Annotated in this window: 21 protein-coding genes and 1 riboswitch; of the genes, 4 read left to right on the forward strand and 17 right to left on the reverse strand. The window is 32.7% G+C overall.

Annotated elements, in window-relative coordinates:
* The first annotated feature begins 15 nt into the window (after positions 1–15).
* Complete coding sequence (locus LQ675_RS08390; protein ID WP_107601767.1) at positions 16–645, forward strand: pentapeptide repeat-containing protein; 630 nt, start codon at positions 16–18, stop codon at positions 643–645.
* An 11-nt stretch (positions 646–656) separates the two neighbouring features.
* The gene (locus LQ675_RS08395; RefSeq protein ID WP_107576511.1) at positions 657–1,427 is read left to right on the forward strand and encodes a TrmB family transcriptional regulator; all 771 of its coding nucleotides are present in this window, start codon (positions 657–659) and stop codon (positions 1,425–1,427) included.
* A 73-nt stretch (positions 1,428–1,500) separates the two neighbouring features.
* On the opposite strand, the gene LQ675_RS08400 is transcribed toward LQ675_RS08395, so the two are convergent.
* From LQ675_RS08400 to LQ675_RS08435, 8 genes are all read right to left on the reverse strand, one after another.
* Complete coding sequence (locus LQ675_RS08400; RefSeq protein ID WP_075578116.1) at positions 1,501–2,034, reverse strand: hypothetical protein; 534 nt, start codon at positions 2,032–2,034, stop codon at positions 1,501–1,503.
* On the reverse strand, positions 2,031–2,651 hold the full coding sequence (locus LQ675_RS08405; protein ID WP_048540961.1) for an ATP-binding cassette domain-containing protein: 621 nt from the start codon (positions 2,649–2,651) through the stop codon (positions 2,031–2,033). Before LQ675_RS08405 ends, LQ675_RS08400 begins: the two co-directional genes overlap by 4 nt.
* Positions 2,648–3,346 (reverse strand): hypothetical protein, encoded by a 699-nt coding sequence (locus tag LQ675_RS08410; protein ID WP_239727476.1) that lies wholly within the window; start codon positions 3,344–3,346, stop codon positions 2,648–2,650. The genes LQ675_RS08405 and LQ675_RS08410 overlap by 4 nt, the downstream gene beginning before the upstream one ends.
* Before the next feature lie 639 nt (positions 3,347–3,985).
* Complete coding sequence (locus LQ675_RS08415) at positions 3,986–4,750, reverse strand: hypothetical protein (RefSeq protein WP_229412533.1); 765 nt, start codon at positions 4,748–4,750, stop codon at positions 3,986–3,988.
* A 241-nt stretch (positions 4,751–4,991) separates the two neighbouring features.
* Positions 4,992–5,654, reverse strand: coding sequence for a DUF2750 domain-containing protein (locus LQ675_RS08420; RefSeq protein ID WP_048540968.1), 663 nt, complete (start codon positions 5,652–5,654; stop codon positions 4,992–4,994).
* Positions 5,655–5,749: 95 nt separating this feature from the next.
* Positions 5,750–6,943: an L-aspartate--L-methionine ligase LdmS gene (ldmS, locus tag LQ675_RS08425; RefSeq protein WP_239727480.1), complete on the reverse strand. Its 1,194-nt coding sequence runs from the start codon at positions 6,941–6,943 to the stop codon at positions 5,750–5,752.
* Positions 6,940–8,127 (reverse strand): M20 family metallopeptidase, encoded by a 1,188-nt coding sequence (locus tag LQ675_RS08430; RefSeq protein WP_048540972.1) that lies wholly within the window; start codon positions 8,125–8,127, stop codon positions 6,940–6,942. Before LQ675_RS08430 ends, ldmS begins: the two co-directional genes overlap by 4 nt.
* 59 nt (positions 8,128–8,186) lie before the next feature.
* A riboswitch (SAM riboswitch) is annotated at positions 8,187–8,286 on the reverse strand.
* 43 nt (positions 8,287–8,329) lie between these two features.
* Positions 8,330–8,872, reverse strand: coding sequence for a GrpB family protein (locus LQ675_RS08435; RefSeq protein ID WP_048540974.1), 543 nt, complete (start codon positions 8,870–8,872; stop codon positions 8,330–8,332).
* 137 nt (positions 8,873–9,009) lie between these two features.
* Here LQ675_RS08435 and LQ675_RS08440 point away from each other — a divergent pair, with 137 nt between their 5' ends.
* The gene (locus tag LQ675_RS08440) at positions 9,010–9,477 is read left to right on the forward strand and encodes an S-ribosylhomocysteine lyase (protein ID WP_048540976.1); all 468 of its coding nucleotides are present in this window, start codon (positions 9,010–9,012) and stop codon (positions 9,475–9,477) included.
* A 515-nt stretch (positions 9,478–9,992) separates the two neighbouring features.
* Here the strand turns inward: LQ675_RS08440 and LQ675_RS08445 are convergent.
* The 5 genes from LQ675_RS08445 to LQ675_RS08465 form a co-directional block, all read right to left on the reverse strand.
* A complete protein-coding gene (locus tag LQ675_RS08445) occupies positions 9,993–10,343 on the reverse strand; it encodes a DoxX family protein (RefSeq protein ID WP_048540978.1) in 351 nt (116 codons plus the stop codon).
* The gene (gene deoB / locus LQ675_RS08450; protein WP_048540979.1) at positions 10,343–11,527 is read right to left on the reverse strand and encodes a phosphopentomutase; all 1,185 of its coding nucleotides are present in this window, start codon (positions 11,525–11,527) and stop codon (positions 10,343–10,345) included. The genes LQ675_RS08445 and deoB overlap by 1 nt, the downstream gene beginning before the upstream one ends.
* Positions 11,528–11,538: 11 nt before the next feature.
* A complete protein-coding gene (locus tag LQ675_RS08455) occupies positions 11,539–12,840 on the reverse strand; it encodes a pyrimidine-nucleoside phosphorylase (protein ID WP_107601766.1) in 1,302 nt (433 codons plus the stop codon).
* 81 nt (positions 12,841–12,921) lie between these two features.
* A complete protein-coding gene (gene deoC / locus LQ675_RS08460; protein WP_058611928.1) occupies positions 12,922–13,584 on the reverse strand; it encodes a deoxyribose-phosphate aldolase in 663 nt (220 codons plus the stop codon).
* An 85-nt stretch (positions 13,585–13,669) separates the two neighbouring features.
* Positions 13,670–14,605, reverse strand: coding sequence for a sugar-binding transcriptional regulator (locus LQ675_RS08465; protein ID WP_048540985.1), 936 nt, complete (start codon positions 14,603–14,605; stop codon positions 13,670–13,672).
* Positions 14,606–14,717: 112 nt separating this feature from the next.
* Here LQ675_RS08465 and deoD point away from each other — a divergent pair, with 112 nt between their 5' ends.
* Positions 14,718–15,428: a purine-nucleoside phosphorylase gene (deoD, locus tag LQ675_RS08470; protein ID WP_025906394.1), complete on the forward strand. Its 711-nt coding sequence runs from the start codon at positions 14,718–14,720 to the stop codon at positions 15,426–15,428.
* Positions 15,429–15,713: 285 nt separating this feature from the next.
* Here the strand turns inward: deoD and LQ675_RS08475 are convergent, their stop codons facing one another.
* From LQ675_RS08475 to LQ675_RS08490, 4 genes are all read right to left on the reverse strand, one after another.
* Positions 15,714–16,970, reverse strand: a complete 1,257-nt coding sequence (locus tag LQ675_RS08475; protein WP_107601765.1) for a (Fe-S)-binding protein — start codon at positions 16,968–16,970, stop codon at positions 15,714–15,716.
* Positions 16,960–18,369: an FAD-binding oxidoreductase gene (locus LQ675_RS08480; RefSeq protein WP_058591119.1), complete on the reverse strand. Its 1,410-nt coding sequence runs from the start codon at positions 18,367–18,369 to the stop codon at positions 16,960–16,962. Before LQ675_RS08480 ends, LQ675_RS08475 begins: the two co-directional genes overlap by 11 nt.
* A gap of 140 nt (positions 18,370–18,509) precedes the next feature.
* Positions 18,510–18,953, reverse strand: a complete 444-nt coding sequence (locus LQ675_RS08485; RefSeq protein ID WP_025906400.1) for a Dps family protein — start codon at positions 18,951–18,953, stop codon at positions 18,510–18,512.
* A 184-nt stretch (positions 18,954–19,137) separates the two neighbouring features.
* The gene (locus LQ675_RS08490; RefSeq protein ID WP_048540992.1) at positions 19,138–20,052 is read right to left on the reverse strand and encodes a D-ribose ABC transporter substrate-binding protein; all 915 of its coding nucleotides are present in this window, start codon (positions 20,050–20,052) and stop codon (positions 19,138–19,140) included.
* Positions 20,053–20,057 lie beyond the last annotated feature (5 nt).

The raw sequence follows: 20,057 nt of genomic DNA on the forward strand, positions 1-20,057 counted from the left end.
TTAAGGAGCATTAATATGAAAATTATAGAACCTAAACTACGCAATGAATTTGAATATGAGGAAGAAAATGATGTAACACTCTATCAATCTTCGTATGACTTATACTTTGATAAAGCATTGATTCAATTAGATGAAGAAACGAGTCAAATCGATACAATGTATTTCAATCAATGTACATTTGAATCTGTTGATTTCACTAAAATTCACGGATTAGATATTATATTTAAAGGATGCGACCTTTCAAACTGTATATTCAGCGAAGCCTCTCTTAATAGAATACACTTCAAAGATTGTCGTATGATCGGTGCTAACTTTACAGATGTTAAACTTAAGCATGTACAATTTTCAAATTGTCAGTTGAAAATGAGTCAATTTCAAAATTGTAACTTAGATCACGTGTTATTTAACGATAATCAAATGTCAGAAACATACCTTTCATTCTGTACTCAAAAATCTGTCGCAATTGAAGGATGCGCACTAGAATCTCTTGAAGTTGTTGAAACATCATTAAAAGACATTGATTTATCGTCCAATACAATCGAACAACTTGTTGTACAACCTAATGACTTAAAAGGTGCAACAGTTTCTGAATTTCAAGCATATGATATACTTCCGTTATTCGGGGTTAACGTAACATCAAACTAGAAGGTGACAATATGAATCAAATGATAGACATTTTAAAGCGCTTTGGATTAAGTGAATATGGCTCTAAAGCTTATATCGCCCTTGTTCAAAATCCAGGCATAACAGCTTATAAACTAAGTGAAATATCAAGCGTACCACGTTCAAAAATTTATGAAGCGCTCAATAAACTTGATGAACAAGGACTCGCTTATTTCAATTTACAAGACCAAAAGAAATACTACTATGCCCTATCACCAAAACAAACCATTCAACTATTTGAAAAAAAACAAAATGAAGAACTCCTTCAACTCGAACAAGAAATCAATAAATTAAATATCGTAACAGACAATGCACCAATTCAAATAGAAGTCTTAACAAATGAATCAACAATCATCGATGCCGTAACATCTGCAATTAAACAAGCTAAAAGACAAATAACCGTTTCAATATGGCCAGACTTATATGACATCTTAACAAACCATGTCTCAGAAGATATCCATATACAAGGAATCACATTCCAAGTCGACCAACCCGGCTATGATCTCATTAATCATCGTTATACAAACTACGTCAAAAGTTCATTAGCACTTAAACCATTTGTCGTAATCGTAGATGATGAACACATGATTTACGGACAAACAGCAGAATCAAATATGCGTGCTTATATCAGTTATGACCACACACAAATAAAAATGATGAAAGACTACATTTGGCATGACGTCTTAGTCAATAAATATATTAGTAAATTTGAAGAAGATATAGAAGACGAAATAACCCTTAAGAGAAAAACCTTTTTCTCTTAAGGGTTATTATTTGGGATAAATGATTTTACTACGTTGGGATGTAGTAACTACCTTAGTAGTTACTAATAATGTATCAAACAATCTTCCCACCGTCAACACGAATCGGTAAATATAATTTCTTCAACTTATGGCCATTACGGTCGAGGTAAGCAAGTTCTAAATCATTTTCTCCATCAGGATCTATTGGTGTATAACTAAATGTAACTTGCCCCTCATATACATTATGCTTATCAAAGTAAGGTCGATCCGGCATAAGTCTTTTACCTTTTTTCGTTTTAAAGTCAATAGACTGTTGCAAGATTTCATCATTAACACGTAAAAATAAACTTGCATCAATATTATTATAATATTTATCTGGATAGTCATTCTTTTTAACTATTTTGATATCAGCACTTAGAAATATTTCTTTATCTTTAACTTTATAACTCAAATTACTAAATTGCATCGTTCCAAAAGTTATATTATGCGTTTGATTGAGTTTAATTTTCTCTTCCTTAAATTCATAATCTTGAAATTCTGCGTTTACTTTATGATACTGATTGAATCCTAATATAACGAGAACTACAATTACAATTAAAGAAAATAATAGAATTACTTTATTTTTCATTCTAATGCACCCGCTTCTATATGAACAACCTCATCTACAATACTTTCTATGTCTTCAAATTGATGAGAAGCAATCAGTATTGTACATCCTTGCTGTTTTAATCTTTCAAGGATTTGAACAAGTTTCTCAATACTCTTTCTATCCAAAGCATTGGTAGGTTCATCTAAAACAATTAACTCTGGTTCTCCCATTAGCGTTTGAGCGATACCTACTTTTTGTTTCATGCCTAGTGAATATTTTCTAACTTTTCTTTTATCCTTATAATCTAATCCAAGTTCTACTAAATATTTAGTCATTACATTGATATCTGTTATACCTTTTAATGCAGCAATTAACTTAAGATTTTTTAAAGCTGTAAATTCAGTTATGATACTTGGTTTTTCAATAAACACGCCAACTTTAAGTGGATATTTCTCTCCAAATTTAAGTGGTTTATTATTAATAATAACTTGCCCTTCAACTTTAATTAATCCTAAAATTGCTCTTAAAAGCATCGTCTTACCAGATCCATTACGTCCTTTAAATCCATAAACTTTCCCACGTTCGATTTCTAAATTAATATTATTCAGCAATAGATTACGCTGATGTTCTTTTGAAACATTTACTAACTTAATCATTCTTCATCATCACCTCTTTGGAATTTAATGTGATGATCACGTCCTAATTCAATAAACAACAACATATTCACCACAACAATAGATAGTGCACAACACAATAAATTTGTGTAAGATACACCTTGTATTCTTGAAAACAAAGATGCATTTAATATATTAATATCCAAATCAAACCTTGTTGTGGCAATTACCCACAATAACGATATCATAAAGCTTATATAAAATTTATAAGCAATGTAAGTCCAAATAAATACAATCATTAAGAAATAAACACTCACTATTAAATATGATAAATGTATAGCATTAATAGTAAATTCGCCTTCGATAAGAGAAATGATCAACCATATACTTATAATATAAATGAGACTTAAAATAAACGGGACTATAAGAAGAACCATCCATTTTCCAGCAATATTTAATAGCATTTGCCACTCTACAATATAATATTGATAAATAACGTGTATAAATCGATAAATGAAGATAATAGCAAGTACCATAATCATTATATATAACCCAGGTATTCTATATAAATGCATACTCAATTCAATGTCATTGTTACCTCGAAAAATAAATTCCCATAAACCAACTCTTATATATGGCTTAAACAACAATAAAACTAAAATAAATATACCATTTATAATAATGAATATTTTCCATAAACTTTGAATGATGTCACCTATAAATTTTAAAATATTCATCGCATTATTTCCTTCTTACTAATAATCCACTCTACAACTAAATAAAGAAATATTATGAGAACCAATTGATACATTATCCACGACCAAGAAAGATTAAATAATCTCTTTGAATCAATAATCAACCAATTCCTGTTTCCACCTTGCATTATGATGAAATCTAAATACATTAAAATATTTGCTATTATTAAGGAAATACCTCGATTTAAAAACTTAAAATATAGTGTTATTGACACTAAAGAAATCGTAAAATTACCTACCATCAACAAACAAGCTGTTACAAAAAGTATCATATTAAATCTAACTTGAAAATTCATTGCAATCATGCTTCCGAATATCATTAGTAAGCTTATTATTAAGGATATAAAGCTTACATATAGTATTACATCAATTTTTAATTTCTTCCTATATTCAATAAATGTATTATGGATATATTCGTCTCGATAAAACACAATAGTGCTGATAATTAAAATAGGTAATACAACGTAAGTAAGCGTAAAATTACTCAACAATAAATTTGTAAATTGAAATTCATCAGAAGGGAAATAATCAACATTCCCCTTCTGATACAAAGCTATTAACACAAAGAACAATATATTCCAAATTAGAAATTTTATATTAATCATTGAAGCAACTCTATATTTAATCAAGTTCATATTTGCGCATACCTCTTATATAGAAATAAATTGATAAACTGACATATAAAATAAAAGTCAACAAAATCGGCAAAACATCTATATACATAAATCCTGTTTTTCCTAGCAAAAAGTATATAGGTGGCGCTATATATGGTTGATCAGTAAAATTAGTCAAGATAATTAGTATAATTTGAAAGATAAATGACCCTATAATTGCATATATCCTCTTATTCGTATATAAAGAAAGAGTTATCGATAATACATTCATAGTGGCAGCCCACATACCAACTAATAGAATATATAATAAAATATATAATATCGGCATAGCATAATAAAGAGAAGCATTTAATGTATAAGTTGTAAAAAACCCTAATGGTTTATTAGTAAATCTTTCTGGTAATATATTCGGCAGTATTAAAAATTCACCAATAAAATTCATTATCAAAGGTGTAATTACAAGTAACGCAGCAACAACACTAGAATATAAAATCACTTTTAAGTCAACATTCTTCCTTAATTGATACATATAGGCATAATGTAACAAATTTTGTTTACGATCTTGTATATATATGTCGCTAACACCTACAGATACAGCTAAAGGCATTATTAGTAAATAAATTAATGGTACGCCACTAAAGCTATCAAATAATAAAGATTGTGTATACGGTGTATTTTCTAACAACTTATTAATTCCATAAGTTTGATAAGCATCGTATAAATGTAACAATGCAATTATCATTAATATGCTAAAAACTATTAATAATTGCATCCTCATTGTTCGTAGTTTCATATAATTTAAAATTGTTATCACCTACTTTAAAAGGTACAAAGCGCATAGTTTTTTAATTTTTTCCATCATAATGTTAAAAGTATTATAACTCCTTGAAAGCGCTTTTACAACAATCGAATAATATTATATTATTAATTAATTGCAATTAATTCGAAAGACAAAAAAAGACGCTTGCTTTATAGCGAGCGTCTTTTTTAATTACAATTATTTATTTAATTATTTAACAAGGCATTGCGTTTAAAATGGCTTTTGGATCTGTTACTGTACCGATCATGCCTGATTTTAAGTTGACTCCTAATGCGATGTCTTCTTGTTTCAAGTCTTCTAACCATTCTTCAAAGACTTCTGTTTCTACTTCAATAATATCGTATTCTTCAAAGTCATCACGATGTACTTTTTCTGCTAATTTACGCGTACTCCAGACTGTCATCATGTTTGGTAGACTTGCATCTTCTTCTGATACGATAATAAATTGTTTTTGTCCTTTAACTGTTAACCCGTATACATAGCTTTCGTTGCAAATGTCTTCTGCAAATTCTTCTATTCGGATATCATCTAATTCACTCATGATTTCTTCTATGAATGGAATTGCTTCTACAGTTAACCCTTCATTATCTTCGGATTTGTCTACAATGAATTGATCGCCTTCATCAAGGATATCATCCATTTCATATGTAACAAATCTATCTAAATCTAACTCCATAATTTTATCGTATTTAGTAATTTCATACGATTTCAAATATGACTCTGCACTTTCTTTCGTTGACCAAATAAGACGGTAATCTGTATCATTGTCTCTTAATATTTTACGGTCATTCAGCACAACATAAAATCTTTCTTTTGTTAATATTTGTTTAAATTTAGACATATCCTGGATAGCCATTCTACCACCCTTTTCTTTATATTTAATCCCAATAAAATATATTATACGTATAAGGTATAAGTCAATATAAATTAAGTTAAATTGTAAAAAATTTTTTATTCAATTTGACTACTTAATGCATCTAGAAATAGTTGCTCTTGTTCTAATGCCTTTTCTTCAGTTTCTGCATGCCAAATTCCAACAAATCTTGATTTTACGTTGTTTTTACCGAAATAGTCACCATCATAGTATGCAAGAGGATAGAGAAGTCCATTTTTGATGAATTGTTCAATTGTATTGATGAAATGTGTGTTATTGCCTGTGGAATGATAACTTAGAAATTTATGAAAACCTTCATGCAAGCGATCTTTAAGTAATAACATGCTTGTTGAACCATTTTGTCTGAAGTTTAAATCAATCGCATATACGTCATGGTTTTTATCTACTAGAAGATCAAAGCCCGACACTCCTTTATAACCATATTCAACACCGTTTTTCATTATTTCGTATCCAGCCTCAATCACGCTTTGTGGTACATGATTCGAATTAACATTACCATTGTAGAAGCCATATTCATCTGTAAGCTGTTTTACAGCACCTATATATTGTATACCCGTCTTTTCACTATAGACGTATTGAACACAATAATTCTCAATTTCTTCGATAAATTGTTCGATGATAATGTATTTTGTATCTGATGCTTCTTTAATTCGATTTGTTGCTTTCTTTAAATCCGCTTCATTATAACAAATCATTACACCATACCCACCTGCTGTAGGTAATTCGTCTCCCGGTTTAATGACCAATGGTAAATCCCAGTTTTGAATAGCTGCCTCAAATTCTTCTGCTTTCACAATTTCTCGTTTCGGTAAATATTTACCACCTGTCCATTGTTCAATTTTCGATTTATTATTTAAATCTATAAATTTAGGTTTATAAACTGCATATTCTTCATCTTTACATAAATGTTGACCATGTATATATTGGAAGAATATTTTTTTATTTTCAGCAGTTAACTGTTGTAGTAAATGTTCATATTGCGTTCTATCTTTAAAAGTATATATATTGCTCGGAATATCCACATTTACTAACTTTAAAATTCTTTTAACATTATCTGTTAAACATGCTTCATGAACGATCATGGGCATGTTACTAATAATCATTTCTCTTGCTGTTAAAAAATTAGATTGTGCTTCTTCAGCTTTTAACCAAGGATTATCTTCATAAGAAGGTCTCGCATTATATACAATATCTTCTTCATATAAATCTCTTAACGTTAAATTGAGTGGTTTCCTATATTCTTTTTTCATAACAAGTTCTCCCTTAATGTTTGATGATGCTCAATGATTTCATTTCTAAGGGATACATTCTCTATAAGTTCTAATCCCATTGAGGCCAATATTTTAGCACCATTAATTAATGCCTTATCGCCCTTTGTACTTGCAGCAGCTTGGCAAAATTCTTTCGTATGGCCCACTAAATTAGATGGTCCAATTTTAATGTGTGGGTGTATAGTCGGTACGATATGACTTACATTCCCCGTATCTGTAGAACCAAAACCAAAATCGTCATCAATGACTTCTTCACCAACTTGTTCAGCGTGCTTTCTAAATAATTCGTCTAAAGGCTTATTAATCACGAATTCATTTACACCATTTTGGATTGGTCTTAATTCGTATGTACCACCTGTTTGTATAGCTGCACCTTCAGCTATTTTCCTCACTTTATCAGTAAGGATATCTAATTCTTTACGTGAAGTGGCACGTGTGTAGAAACGTGCATGTGTAAAATCAGGAATAATATTCGCTGCTTCACCTCCATTTAATATAACGCCGTGTACTTTATCTGTCTTTTTAATTTGTTGTCTTAACATGCTCACGCCATTAAAGAAAGATAACATAGCATCTAACGCATTAACCGCTTCAAAAGCATTTTCAGAGGCATGAGCGCTTCGTCCATAGAATTTAACATCAAATACATCTACAGCTAATGAAGGCACTGTCACGTATGTCTCATGGCCAGGATGAACCATTAGTGCAATATCAATATTATCGATAATCCCAGCTTTCACATAAGTTGCTTTAGCACTACCATTAATACCTCCTTCTTCAGCAGGACAACCTAACACGACAACTTTGCCACCGATTTGATCAATCACTTTAGACAAACTGATACCTGCTAACACACTTGAGGTTCCAATAATATTATGACCACACGCATGACCAAGACCAGGTAATGCATCATATTCTGCTAAATATGCAATAGTTGGACCTTCTTTTCCTGAGTCATACGTTGCAATGAAACCTGTCGGATGTTTCGCAATATTCTTCTCTATCTTAAAATGATGATTCTTTAATTGGTCGCTTAATAAACGTGATGCAAATACTTCTTCATTACCTAACTCAGGACGTTCATGAATTTGATGACTCATTGATAAATATAAATGTCTATTTTGTTCTATATAATTAATAATATTTTGCGATAAGTTACTCATTAATGATTCACCTTTCCAATATAAAAGCGCACTACTTTGTAAGGAGTGCGCCAATCGTTCTTTTATCTTCCAGTAACAAACTGCAGGAATTGGCACCTTTCCATTATGGGAGGTTGCTGGACTTCATCGGGCCCTTCCCTCAGTCTCTCTTGATAATTCGTATGAAATTTGAATTTAATTCTAACTGTCTAACTCGGATATGTCAATGATTTGTTGCAATATCATTGGAATTTAAGTACCATTTTTCTGCTTTTTTCTCAAATTCTTTAATCATGCTGTCTTTGCCTTTATAGTACTGTTCACTGTCATCAGGAAATTCAATCACTAAGTCGTGCTTTAGTCGACTATATCTTTCTCTTTCACCATTGAATGTTCTTAAATAATCCCTAAAGGATAATAATCTTAAAATATGTGGGCTACCTTCATCATAAATATGTAAATGGTGAGAAACTGCACCGTATTGATCATATTTTTTGAAATATCGATTACCGATAACACCACGTTCTCCTTTAGATTCATATCCTAAACCTGATAATTCATGTGTAAATTCATCAATCGATTTACTATCTTTTACAACTATTAATATATCTATAATCGGCTTCGCAGATAATCCAGGAATAGCCGTTGATCCTATATGTTCAATGCTGATACTATGTTCTTTCAATAACGACTGTAAATATTTTTTCTCTTCAAGAAAAAGGTGTTGCCATATACTGTCGTATGGGACTACACGTAATCGCTCCATCTCATCACCTAATTTCAGAATAATTTATTAATATTATCTTATAAAGTAACATAGAAAGAAAGTAAAAGAAATCTGAATTGATTGTTTTTTCAAAATTAACTTGATATAATGATGCCGAAATCAAAGGAGGAATCTTCATGACAAAAATGAATGTTGAAAGTTTTAATTTAGATCATACGATAGTAGACGCACCATTTGTGAGACTTGCGGGAATCAAAGAAGGACAAAATGGTGATGTTATTCATAAATATGATATTCGATTTAAACAACCTAACAAAGAACATATGGAAATGCCTGCATTACATTCCCTAGAACATTTAATGGCTGAGAACATTAGAAACCATACAGATAAAGTGGTAGACGTAAGTCCAATGGGATGTCAAACAGGATTTTATGCTTCATTCATCAATCATGACGATTATGATGACGTACTTGCTATATTAGAAGCAACACTTAAAGATGTAGAACAAGCAACAGAAGTCCCAGCATGTAACGAAGTACAATGCGGTTGGGCAGCAAGTCATTCATTAGAAGGCGCACAACAATTAGCAACAGAATTTTTAGCAGAACGCGATAATTGGAAAAATATCTTTAAAGAAGATTAATGAGGAAAGCCCAGGATTCATGTCCTGGGCTTTTTTATGTTGAAATGTCGGTGCGTTGCGGACACTTCTGAGCAAACTTGTTCATAACGGAGTTGTTGTGAACACTTCTCGCCAAACTTGTTCATAACGGGAGCGTTAGTTACAAAACTCGGCTGAAGTGTTACTATGGAACGCCTTAGTTACAAATCTCGGCTGAACTGTAAACAAGGAGCTCCTTATTTGCACTTCTAGCCAAAACTGCTAATAACGACAGCAGTATTTGCACTTCTTACCAAAACTGCTAATAACGACACCAGTATTTGCACTTCTTACCAAAACTGCTAATAACGGCATCACTATTTGCACTTCTCACCAAACTTACTTCTAATGACACCAGTATTTGCACCTTCAGCCAAAACTGCTAATAACGACACCCAACTCCCCAACATTATATTCAACTAATCCATACATCACACTTACCCTCACATAAAAAAAGAGTTTGGGATACGATATCCCAAACTCTTTCTATATAAAAATTACATTTTTCGTACTAGTTTAATCATCACATATTGTAGTGGTAATCTACCCCACAATGCCCATTTTGGTAATTGTTTACCGTTTAATGGGATGTTCTTTTGCGCCATATAAACATTCGCTGGAAATACAGCTAGTAAGAACCATTCGATTAATTTTTTCATTAAGCTACTTGGTTTTTTGATAATTAACATGATACCAAATACGATTTCCATCACACCTGTTATCCAAACAATTGCTTTTTTAAATGGTAAATAGTTTGGAACGATTGCTTCAAAACCTTTTGATCTCACAAAATGCATGACACCTGCAAATGAAAATCCTATACCAAATAATCGTCTAACTATATTCATTACTTAATCCCCATCTCATTTAAATAGCTTTTACCGAATTCAGGTAACGTCACATTAAAGTTATCTGCTATTGTTGCACCAATTGAACTGAATGTATCATCACCTGATAGTTCATGATATTCTTTAATACTTGGACTATACATTAATAATGGTACATATTCACGTGTATGATCTGTTCCTGGAGCAGTTGGATCGTTACCGTGGTCAGCTGTAATAATGACTAAGTCATCTTCATTTAATACTGCTTGTAAGTTTTCTAATCGGTTATCAAAGTCTTTAATTGCATTTGCATAACCTTCTTTATCTCTTCTATGACCATATAATGCATCGAAGTCAACTAAGTTTAAGAAACTGATTCCAGTGAAATCACTTTTCACAACATCGATTAATTGATCCATACCATCCATGTTGTCTTTTGTTCTTATAGCTTTTGTAACACCTTCACTATCATAAATATCATTAATTTTACCGATTGCAATGACATCGTAATCAGCATCTTTTAAAGTATTCATAACTGTTTTACCAAATGGTTTCAATGCATAATCATGTCTGTTTGATGTTCTAGTGAAGTTACCTGGTTCGCCAACGTATGGACGTGCAATAATTCTTCCTATTAGATATTTAGGATCTTTCGTAAGCTCTCTTACTTTCTCACAAATATCATATAATTCTTCTAAAGGAATGATATCTTCATGTGCTGCAATTTGTAGCACTGGATCTGCAGAAGTGTATACAATTAAATCTCCAGTTTCCATTTGATGCTTGCCATATTCATCGATAATTGCAGTACCTGATGCTGGTTTATTTGCAACAACTTTTCTACCAGTAATTGATTCAATTTCTTTCACCAATTCTTCTGGGAAGCCTTCTGGATAGACTTTAAAAGGTTTATCAATATTTAGACCCATGATTTCCCAATGTCCAGTCATTGTATCTTTACCAACTGAAGCTTCACTTAATTTAGTATAGAATGCTTCTGGATTTGATACTTTTTGAACTACTGGTAAGTCTGCTATATTGCCTAAGCCTAACTTTTCTAAGTTTGGTAATGTTTCATTAAAACCTTCAAGTGTATGTTTTAATGTATGAGAACCTTCGTCACCAAATGCTTTAGCGTCTGGTGCTTCACCAATACCTACTGAATCCATTACGATTAAATGAATACGTTTAAATCGGTTTGTCATTTGACACACTCCTAATCTGTAATCACTTTATGAATTAATGTTGGTTTAACTTGTTCGTCAGAAATTGTGATGTTTTCTAAAATTTTAGCTTCTACATCTTTAACATCTTCTTGATTTGCGTAAATCGTTACTAACGATTCACCCGCTTCAACTTTATCGCCAACTTTTTTATTTAATACTAAACCAACTGCTAAGTCAATTATATCATCCTTTGTTGCTCTTCCTGCACCTAAAAGCATTGAAGCAACACCAATTTCATCTGCAACGATATGTGATACGTAACCTGAAGTTTCAGCTTTAACTTCGAAAGTATATTGAGCTTGTGGTAATTTCGTTACGTCATCTACTACAGAACCGTCTCCACCTTGATTTTCAAGGAATACTTTGAATTTTTCTAAAGCTTTACCGTTATAAATCACTTCTAAAAGTTTTTCTCTCGCTTCATCTAAAGTTTCAGCTTTCTTAGCTAATACAACCATTTGAGAACCTAAAGTTAATACAAGTTCCGTTAAATCTTCTGGACCTTCACCTTTTAATGTATCGATAGCTTCTTTCACTTCTAAGCCGTTACCAATTGCTCTTCCTAAAGGTTGGCTCATATCAGAAATAATCGCCATTGTATTTCTACCTACATTATTCCCGATTTTAACCATTGCATGTGCAAGTAACTCAGAATCTTCAATCGTCTTCATAAATGCACCTGCACCAGTCTTAACATCTAAGACAATCGCATCAGCACCTGCTGCAATTTTCTTACTCATAATTGAAGATGCAATTAATGGAATTGAATTAACTGTACCTGTTACATCTCGTAAGCCGTATAGCTTTTTATCTGCAGGTGTTAAGTTACCTGTTTGACCGATTACGGCTACTTTATCTTTATTCACTAAATCAATAAATTCTTGTTCACTAATTTCAACATGGAACCCTTCAACTGCTTCAAGTTTATCAATTGTACCACCTGTATGACCTAAACCACGTCCACTCATTTTTGCGACTGGTACGTCTAATGCTGCTACTAAAGGTGCAAGTACAAGTGTAGTTGTATCACCTACACCACCTGTAGAATGCTTATCAACTTTAATACCTTCAATTTCAGATAAATCAATTTGATCCCCTGATTCAACCATAGCCATTGTTAAGTTTGCACGTTCTTCATCTGTCATATCTTGAAAATATATAGCCATTGCTAAACTAGACGCTTGGTAATCCGGAATATCGCCTGCAGTATATCCTTTAACAAAAAATTCAATTTCTTCTTTCGTTAATTCTTTCCCGTCACGTTTCTTTGCAATTACATCAACCATTCTCATCGTTAATACCCTCCAATTTTTGTATGAATACGCTTACCTTAATCTTAAAAATTAAAGGTACTATTTCAAGTACCATTAATTTTAGTAATCTGAATCTGACGCTTCACCTTTTAAAATTTTAACGCCTGCTGAAGCACCAATACGTGTTGCACCATTATCTATCATTGTTTTAACATCTTCGTATGAACGGATACCACCAGAAGCTTTTACGCCTAAATCAGGACCAACTGTTTCACGCATTAATTTAATATCTTCTGCAGTTGCACCACCAGTTGAAAATCCTGTTGAAGTTTTAACAAAATCAGCACCTGCTGCAACAGCAAGTTCACATGCTCTCACTTTTTCAGCATCTGTTAATAATGAAGTTTCAATGATAACTTTAGTTGTTACACCGTTAGCTGCTGAAACAACACTTTCGATATCTTTTTTAACATCTTCATCTCTGCCGTCTTTTAATGCACCAATGTTGATAACCATATCTACTTCTGAAGCACCTTTTTTAATTGCATCTTCTGTTTCAAATGCTTTAACTTCACTTGTGTTAGCTCCAAGAGGGAATCCGATTACTGTACATACAAGTACATCTGTCCCTTCTAATGCTTTCTTGGCATGTGCAACGTGTGTAGGATTGACACATACTGATTTGAATCCATATTCTTTCGCTTCACTTAATAAAGCGTCAATTTGTTCCAAAGTCGTATCTGGTTTTAATGCTGTGTGATCGATATATTTAGCTAATGACATGTTGAATCCTCCTAATATTTTTTTGATTAACTCTATTATATAATGTTGTTGAACATTTGTAAAACGATAACTGAAATATTGTTCACTAATCTAATAACGCCTGTGCAGTGTATTGATCCGTAATTAAAATATTACTCAATTTACCTTCAAGTGCACCTCTAATAGAAGCGATTTTATGCTCACCTCCAGCAACTAATACTGAATGTTCTATACCTTTTAACGCATCAAGTTCAATACCTATCGTTCGATTATTAATAGCTTCGTCTGCTACTTCTCCTTTGCTATTATAAAATCTTGAACAAATATCACCTACTGCTGATTTTTTAAGCCTTTCTTTTTCTTCTTCACTCAAAAATCCAAGTTTAAATAATAGGGAAGAATCTCTTACAGTTCCTACAGTAAAAATCGCAACGTCAACTTGTCTACCTTGATCGAGTATTGATTTAATATGTCTGTCTTTTTCAACCATATCTTTAACTTCTTTTACATCAAAAATAACGGGTAACGGTAAATCTCTCGGTGTCGCATTATAAGCTTGAGCAAATCTTTCTAGAATTTGATGACTTCTCGTGTCAACATCTGAAAAACTAATACCGCCCTTCAACTGAATAATACCAATATCTTTATAATGACTTTGTTCTAGATATTGAGAGACTTGATACATCGTTTTACCCCAACTTATACCAATATTATCCCCGCTTTTCACAATTTTATTTAAATATTCAGCAGTCTTTTTACCAATTGCCGTTTGAATATTTGAATAATCGTTATAAGATGCATGTTCAACAACACAATCTTTTAAATTGTATTTCGCTTTTAAAAGTGAAGCTAAACTTTCTGCATCTTGATAAGGGTCATCAATTTTAATCGTCACAAAGCCTTGATTTTTAGCATGATTCAATAATCTTGATATAGTTGGTCTTGAAATATTTAACTTTTTCGCAATCGCTTCTTGACTCAAACCTTCTTGATAATATAGCTTTGCAATCTTGATACTATCCTTGTTCTTTTGTAAATCCATCCCTATTCACCACTTTCTTTCACTCTTATCGTACAAAAATTCGCAAAAAATTTAAACAAATGTTATCTTTAAGATGAAAAAACTTATATTTTATTTAAAGGAGAAGATAGTTATGACTCAAGGGACACCACATATTCAACCAAATGGTGTAAAAATCGCAAAAACAGTACTAATGCCGGGGGATCCATTACGTGCTAAATTTATCGCTGAAAACTTTTTAGAAAATGTAGAACAATTCAACGATGTAAGAAATATGTTAGGTTACACAGGAACTTATAAAGGTAAAGAAGTTTCTGTTATGGGTTCAGGTATGGGTATCGCTTCAATCGGTATTTATTCTTATGAACTTTATAATTTCTTTGACGTAGACACAATTATTCGTATCGGATCATGTGGTGCTATGCAAGAAGATATCAACTTATACGATATTATTATCGCTCAAGGTGCATCTACAAACTCTCGTTATGTTGATCAATTCAACGTGCCAGGTTACTTCGCACCAATCGCAGACTTCGGCTTAGTAGCAAGCGCTAAAAACAAAGCAGACGAAATCGGCGCAACATCACACGTAGGTAATATCTTCTCAAGTGATATTTTCTATAATGCAGATTCAGAAGTAACAAGCAAATGGGCAAGATTAGGTATCTTAGGCGTTGAAATGGAATCAGCTGGATTATATGTAAATGCCGCTGCAGCTGGTAAAAAAGCATTAGGTATCTTCACAGTAAGTGACCACTTATTAAGAGATGAAGCAACAACAGCAGAAGAAAGACAAAATTCATTTACACAAATGATGGAAATTGCATTAGAAATCGCAGAATAATTATAAAAAGAGAGCTGAGACGATTATTCCCGTCTCAGCTCTTTTCATTTGTGATAGTTAAGGAGTTATATAGATTGCGTTAACTTCCAGAAGTTAGATAATTAGAGGTCGCTAACTATCATTATTCTGAATTGTGGTAATTAGAGGGACACCTCTTACGGACATTTCTCGGAATTCTGTCCCTAACGACCACTCTTACGGACATTTCTCAGAATTCTGTCCCTAACGACCACTCTTACGGACATTTCTCGCCAATTATCTCTCACCATCATCTCAACATCCTCATTATTCTATACCACATGCTTCTGCTACGACTTCTACGATATGTTTGACTTGTATTTTATCTTCTAATCCTTCATTTTTAACACCTAACAGCATTTGCAAGTGACAGCCTGGATTTGATGTGATGATTAATTGCGGCTCTATTTCTTTTACGTGACTCATTTTTCGATTTAAGATTTCCATCGATGCATCATAATTCACGATATTATATATACCTGCTGAACCGCAACAGATGTCTTTTTCAGGTAATACTTTATATGTTAGTCCTTTTATTTGGTTGATTACTTTTTCAGGTTCATGGAATACATGTTGTACGTTTTGCAAGTGACATGATGGCTGATATGTGGCTTGTATATTGATCGGGTGTTCTAAATTTAAGTCAATGTCTTCTAATATAACTGATATGTCTCTCACTTTATCGACAAACTGTTCTGCTCTATCTTTCCACTCCGCTTCATTTCTCAATAAATGATCATATTCTATTAACGAAGCTCCACAACCGCCAATAGCATTGACATAATAATCTACATCGCATTTTTCTAGCGCTTCAATATTTAGTTTGGCTAATTTTCTTGCTTTATCCATTTCTCCTGCGTGATGTTGAAGTGCGCCACAACATGTTTGTTGTTTAATTTCTACAACTTGAATATTATGAGCTTCTAAAATTTTTATCGCAAGATCGTTTATATGTGAGAAAAATGAGTCCATCATGCAACCTCTGAAAAAGCCAATTGTTGTTTTTTTCGTTCTAAATGGTGTTTGGTAAGGTCGCTTATCTTTTTGAACTGGTGGCAAAATCATCGCCATATTCCCTAATCTTTCTGGTAGTAATTTTAATGCATTTGTCTTATTTAAAATGCTTGAAACAAATGACGTATGATAGAGCTTCAAGCCTTTATACATCACATCTAACATATATTGACGTTCTAAAAATACAGACATGATTTGTGTGTCTAATTTTTTATTGCGCTTTTCTCTTAATACTTCGACTGCCGATTCATAAATGTCTCCATATTGAACATTCGTTGGACAAACTGTTTCACATTGTCTACAGCCTAAACATAAATCAATCGCTTCTTCTAAATCTTTAAGTTCTGCTTTACCTTCAACTGCATATTTAACAAGATTGATTCTACCTCGTGGAGAATGCTTTTCTTCTTTCATCGTTAAATATGTAGGGCAAGACGGTAAACAAAAGCCACATTGAACACAATCAAAAGTTGCATCATAAGCTAATTTTTCGATTAGATTATTCGTCATGGACTAACACAAACCTTTCATGCTCGTCTGGAAAGATTTTACCTGGATTCAGACGATTATTAGGGTCCAATGCTTGTTTTACATCTTTCATAAATTTCATGCCCGCTTCATCAAATTCGTTATACATAAATGGCTTTTTAAACAATCCAATACCATGTTCACCGCTTAATGTACCACCTAATTTCAGTGAAGCTTTAAAAATTTCAGCAACTGCTTCTTCTGCTCGTTTCATTTCTTCTGGCTTACGTTTATCCGTAATAATATTAGGATGTAAATTGCCATCTCCAGCATGCCCAAACACAACTAGATTTAATTGATAAGTTTGTCGAATTCTTTCGATTTCTTCAAAGAAAGCTGGAATTTGACTGACCGGCACACTTGTATCTTCGCTTATCTTTGTCGGTCCAAATTTTACGATAGCTGGTGACACAAGTTTACGTACTTCCCATAGTTCAGATGCTTGTTTTTCATCTTCAGCAATGATGACTTTACAGCCAGGTAGCGCAGCACATGTTTCTTCGATGATTTTCATTTCTGCTTCAAGTGCTAAAGGATGACCATCTAATTCGACTAACAATACTGACTCAGCATCAGCCGTCACATTCTCAATTGGATGTGTCGACAATACAGCATCAACACAATATTTATCCATGATTTCGATTTTAGAAGGTAATATACCTGATCTTAAAATTTTAGATACCGCTTCACCTGATGTAATGAAATCATCAAATTGCAACATTGCCGTCTTTGTATCAATCGGTTTAGGTATCAATTGTAAAGTAGCTTTTGTAATAATACCGAGCGTACCTTCTGACCCTACAATTAATTTCGTCATATCATAACCTGTAACATTTTTCACTGTGCGTCCACCACAGTGAATCACATCACCATTGGCCGTTACGACTTCTAATCCAACAACATAGTCTTTCGTCACGCCATACTTTAAGCATCTTGGTCCACCTGCATTTTCAGCTAAGTTACCCCCAATTGTTGAAACACGAGAACTGGATGGATCAGGTGGATACATCAATCCATAGGATTCAGCAATTTTATGAATTTTCTCAGTGATAACGCCTGGTGAAACTTCCATCATTAAATCATTTTCGTAAACTGTGATTTCATTGTCCCATCTTGAAAAGTCCAATACTATGCCACCATGAACTGCAAGTGGTCCCCCACTTAAACTTGTACCACTACCTCTTGGATAAATTGGTACGTCATATTGATTACTTAACTTTACAATATGCACAACTTCTTCAGTAGACATTGGCTGACAAATAATATCAGGCATGTATTCACCGAAAGAAGCATCAAAACTATAACTTGAAAGATCCGCTACTTCTTTAGAAACGCGCCCATTATCTAAATGTTTCTTTAAAGCATGATAGAGTTCTTCCATGTTATCCCCCCTCAATATGAAATTATATTCATGATAGCACTGTTTACTTTAATTTTCATTTCAAGTGAATACGTTTACATTTATGATTAAAAAAATACCTAATCCAACATGTTCATGGATTAGGTATTTTTAATTCAATATTATTTTAAGAATGATTTTAACATCCAGTTGTGTTTTTCAAGACTTGTTACCATTGCTAATAACATATCACCAGTCATATCGTCGTTAACTTTTTCTGCTAATTGAATACCTTCTTCTAATTGAGCAATTACAGTTGTGAAGTCTTTAGATAATTGTTCAACCATTTGGTTTGCAGTTAAGTTTTTCTCAGCTTCTTCAATAACTGACCATTCTAATGCTTCTCTTAAAGTAGCGATTGGGTTACCTTCAATTGCTAAAATACGTTCAGCTAAATCGTCAACATACACACTTGCTTCATTGTAAAGTTCTTCAAATTTCTCATGTAGTGAGAAGAAGTTTGGTCCTTTAACATACCAGTGATAGTTGTGTAATTTAGTATATAATACTGTCCACTCTGCTACTTGTTTATTTAACGCTTCGATTACTTCTTTATTATTTGTCATTTATTTTACACTCCTCTATAGTTATCTTTTCTTGATTACATTAATTATTATATTATAATCATTCTAATCTGTCAACGATATTTAGCGATTTATTTATAATAATTATAAATAAGAGTTTAAATCTACATAAAAAGAAGGTAAAGCCTACATTAGACTTATACCTTCTTTATCGTTTTATAAACATTTATTTTGCTTTCTCAAGCTTAAGTGGAATCTTAATTTCTTTCTCAAGTTTCTTACCGTCCATCAATTTAATGATAGAGTCTACTGAAGCTTTACCCATCTTATCAGGTTGTTGAGCGACAGTTGCATCTAGTTTGCCGCTTTTAATTGCTTTCATTGCATCTTCATTACCATCAAATCCAACTACGATTACATCTTTATCACCAATTGCTTCGATAGCACCGAGTGCCATTTCATCATTGTGTGAGAATATCGCTTCTACTTCTGGATGTGCTTGTAAGATATTTTGTGTCACGTTTAATCCTTCTGCTCGATCAAACTTAGCACTTTGTTTAGCAATGACATCAAGTGATTTGTCGGCAACTTTATGGAAACCTTCTCCTCTTTCTCTTGTTGCACTTGCACCTGGAACACCTTCTAATTCGGCAACTTTCGCATTTTTACTTAATTTATCTAAAATAAACTGTCCGCCCATTTTACCGCCTTCAACGTTATCTGAAGCGATAAATGTTGCAACATCACCTTTATCAACTGATCTATCTAATGTAATAACAGGTATACCTTCATTATTTGCTGACTGAACCGCACTAGAAATTGCACTAGAATCTGTAGGATTCACAACTAAATAATCAACTTGTTGTTGAACTAAATCTTCTATATCATTTGTTTGTTTAGCTGAATCATCTCTTGCATCAACTACTTTCACTTTCATACCTTGTTTTTCAGCTTCTTTTTCAATACCTTCTTTAATTGAAACGAAGAATGGGTTATTTAATGTTGAAACACTGACACCAATCGTTATATCAGATTTTTTCTTATTTGTTTTACCTTCATTATCTTTTTTCAAAGGCGATTCAAGTGAACATGCCGCTAAAAATAACACAGTTGTCATTAGTAGTATTAATAATTTCTTCATTTGTT

It is taken from the genome of Mammaliicoccus sp. D-M19 (assembly GCF_022386695.1).
Taxonomy (GTDB): Bacteria; Bacillota; Bacilli; order Staphylococcales; family Staphylococcaceae; genus Mammaliicoccus; species Mammaliicoccus sciuri.